This window comes from Mitsuaria sp. TWR114 (assembly GCF_007997345.1).
The window spans coordinates 1-3,246 of sequence record NZ_VOSR01000743.1 but is presented as its reverse complement, the minus strand read 5'-3'; the positions used below and the strand labels follow the sequence as shown (position 1 = coordinate 3,246).

3 protein-coding genes and 1 pseudogene are annotated in these 3,246 nt (G+C 67.9%); 2 read left to right on the top strand and 2 right to left on the bottom strand.

Annotation, left to right across the window (positions count from 1 at the left end):
- Positions 1–678: pseudogene (locus FUT87_RS23495) on the bottom strand (undecaprenyl-phosphate glucose phosphotransferase); the annotation flags it as partial.
- A 193-nt stretch (positions 679–871) separates the two neighbouring features.
- On the opposite strand from FUT87_RS23495, the gene FUT87_RS23490 reads away from it, so the two are divergent.
- A complete protein-coding gene (locus tag FUT87_RS23490) occupies positions 872–1,405 on the top strand; it encodes a hypothetical protein (protein WP_147242571.1) in 534 nt (177 codons plus the stop codon).
- 22 nt (positions 1,406–1,427) lie between these two features.
- Positions 1,428–2,981 carry a ubiquinone biosynthesis regulatory protein kinase UbiB gene (ubiB, locus tag FUT87_RS23485; RefSeq protein WP_147242570.1) on the top strand — a complete coding sequence of 518 codons (1,554 nt, stop codon included), beginning with the start codon at positions 1,428–1,430 and terminating at the stop codon, positions 2,979–2,981.
- Between the two features lie 58 nt (positions 2,982–3,039).
- Here the strand turns inward: ubiB and FUT87_RS23480 are convergent.
- The coding region (locus FUT87_RS23480; protein WP_310735317.1) for a sigma factor-like helix-turn-helix DNA-binding protein at positions 3,040–3,246 on the bottom strand (207 nt) is incomplete at its 5' end.

Below are 3,246 nucleotides of genomic sequence, written 5' to 3'. Positions count from 1 at the left end.
CTGCTCGAGCAGCTGCAGGATGCGCGGCTGCGAGCCCAGCGGCAGCGTGATGTAGACCTCGCGCACGCCGTTGGCGCGGACGTAGTCGCTCAGTTGCGGCAGCGTGCCCAGCACCCGGCCGACGCTGTCGGGATGGAGGCGGTCGTCGGTGCGGTCATCGAAGAAGCCCAGGCACTCGACGCCGCGGATGGAACCGAAGGACAGCGCCCGGCCGACCTTCGCGCCCAGCGGCCCGGCGCCGACGATCACCGCGGTGCGCCGCACCGAGGGCTGCTGCGCGCGCCAGCGCAGCACGCGCCGGCCGATCTCGACCGCCAGGATCTGTGCCAGCGGCGTCAGCAGCGCCCACCACAGCAGCACCGGGCGCTCGAAGTAATGGAAGCTGCTGGTGGCGTAGGCGAACATGCCCAGGATCAGCAGCAGCATCAACCAGGAACCGACGATGTCGGTCACGGCGCTGGCGGGATGATCCGAGAAGCGGTTGCGTCCCGGGAAGGTCAGCGCGAACACCAGCATGCACAGCGTGTAGGTGGAGCGCATGACCGGTTCGCCGAACCAGGCCAGCAGGCACAGGTAGATCAGGACGATCAGCGTCGGTTCCAGGAATGCCGCGATGAACGACTGGACCGACTGCGGCGCGCTGTAGAAGGTTCTCTTGTAGTTCCGGTCCTCAAACATCACCCGTTGGTCCTTCGTTGCTTCCCTCGTGGCCGTACGGCGGGCGGCATCGAGGCCGGCCTGCCGCTCCTGTCCGGCCGGAGCCGGAAATTCTCTCTCAATTCATCTCACGAACTCGTAACCGGACGCCCTAGCTTGTCACCGGTTTCCTCGTTCATCAGGCCGTCCTCCGGGCCTGCCTACAATCCGCCCCATGCTTCAAGAATGGTCCAAGCTCCTGGCCCCTGCGCTCCAGGATCGCATCACGCTGTTGCTCAACCATGTCATGTCCCGCGAGCCGGTCGCCACCGCGCGCCTGGCCCCGCACACGGGCAAGACGCTGCGGCTGCGCCTGGTGGGCTGGCCGGCCATGCTGCCGGCCGCGCCGGACCTGCGGCTGCGCATCACCCCGGCGGGTCTTCTGGAACGGTTGGGCGACGAGGAGGGCCCTAGGCAAGAACCGGACCTGCTCATCGAACTCGACGCGTCGAATCCGGCGGCGGCGGCCTTCGCGGCGCTGTCCGGCGCCCGGCCCGAGGTGCGGGTGGACGGCGATGCGCAACTGGCCGGCGACTTCAACTGGTTGATCGATCACGTGCGCTGGGACATCGAGGACGACCTCGCCGCCATCACCGGTCCGGCCGTGGCGCACCAGCTGGGTCGCTTCGGACGCGCCGTCGCGGGCGCGATGGCGACCCTGGCCCGCCAGGCGGGCCGTTTCATGCCGGACGGCCAGGGCCGGGCATGAGGTCCGGGAACCCGGTCCGGGCATGAGGTATCTGTCCCGCCTCCTGGTCATCGTCTGGACCCTCTACCGATTCGGGCTGGACGAGCTGGCGTTGTCGACGCTCAAGCGTCGGCGTTTCCGTTTCCTGCGCCGGCTGATCTCGGTCGGCCGCGCCTGGGACCAGCCGCGCGGCGTGCGGCTGCGGCTCGCGCTGGAGCGGCTCGGACCGATCTTCGTCAAGTTCGGCCAGCTGTTGTCGACGCGGCGCGACCTGGTGCCGCCGGACATGATCGAGGAGCTGTCCAAGCTGCAGGACAACGTGCCGCCGTTCCCGGCCGAGCTGTCCCGCGAGCTGATCGAGCGCGCCTTCGGGCGCCGCATCGAGGAGCTTTTCGCCACCTTCGAGGCCGAGCCGGTGGCCAGCGCCTCGATCGCGCAGGTCCACTTCGCGACGCTGATGGATGGGCGGGAGGTCGCGGTGAAGGTGCTGCGGCCGGGGATGCTCGACATCATCGAGGACGACCTGGCGCTGATGCGCACCGTCGCGGGCTGGGTGGAGCGCTTCTCCGCCGACGGGCGCCGGCTCAAGCCGCGCGAGGTGGTCGCCGAATTCAATACCTACCTGCACGACGAGCTGGACCTGGTCCGCGAGGCCGCCAACGCCGCCCAACTGCGCCGCAACATGCAGGACCTGCACCTGGTGCTGGTGCCGGAGATGATCTGGGAGCTCTGCCGGAGCGAGGTCATCGTGATGGAGCGCATGCGCGGCGTGCCGATCTCGCAGCTCGAGCGCCTGCGGGAGGCTGGCGTCGACATCAAGAAGCTGGCCCGCGACGGTGTCACGATCTTCTTCACGCAGGTCTTCCGGGACGGCTTCTTCCACGCCGACATGCACCCGGGGAACATCCAGGTCAGCCTGGATCCGCACACCTTCGGCAACTACGTGGCGCTGGACTTCGGGATCATCGGCACGCTCACCGAGGTCGACAAGGATTACCTGGCGCAGAACTTCATCGCCTTTTTCCGTCGCGACTACAAGCGGGTGGCGGAGCTCCACATCGAGTCCGGCTGGGTGCCGCCGGAGACCCGCGTCGATGAACTGGAGGGGGCGGTGCGCACTGTCTGCGAGCCGCATTTCGACAAGCCGCTGAAGGACATCTCGCTCGGCCAGGTGCTGATGCGGCTGTTTCAGATCTCCCGCAGATTTAACGTGGAGATTCAGCCGCAGCTGGTTTTGCTGCAAAAAACGCTGCTCAACATTGAAGGATTGGGCAGGCAGCTCGATCCTGATTTGGATCTCTGGGCCACGGCCAAGCCCTTCCTCGAGCGCTGGATGGATGAGCAGGTGGGCTGGCGCGCCTTCGTGCGGCAGCTGAAGAAGGAGGCGCCGCGATTCGCGCAGATGGTGCCGGAATTCCCCCGCTTGATGCACGAGGTGCTGCGTCAGCGCGCCGAAGGCGGGCATTCGGACCTGACGCGCCAGCTGCTGCTGGAGCAGCGGCGGACCAACCATCTGCTCCAGACGCTGCTGTGGGGCATCGGCGGATTCACGCTCGCGCTGGTGGCGACCCAGCTGGTGATGCGCTGGATCGACTGACCGCGCTTGTCCGGCCGGGAGGCGGGAGGCGCGAGGCGGGAAGCACGAGGCGGGGGGATCAGACCGCGTAGTCGGCGAATTCCTGCTTCAGGCGGGCGCGCAGCAGGGTGCGTACGCGGTTCACCCGTGAGCGCACCGTGCCGATCGGGATCGCCTGCAGCGCGGCGACCTCGCGGTAGGACTCTTCCTGCAGGCAGGCCAGGTCGAAGGTGCAGCGCAGGTCGGGTGACAGGCCCGACAGCGTGACGTCGACGATGCCGGCCAG

What these genes read in the sequence shown, in the direction of transcription:
- ubiB (WP_147242570.1), top strand. Translation starts at nt 1,428, where the DNA reads ATGAGGTATCTGTCCCGCCTCCTGGTCATCGTCTGGACCCTCTACCGA.
- FUT87_RS23490 (WP_147242571.1), top strand. Translation starts at nt 872, where the DNA reads ATGCTTCAAGAATGGTCCAAGCTCCTGGCCCCTGCGCTCCAGGATCGC.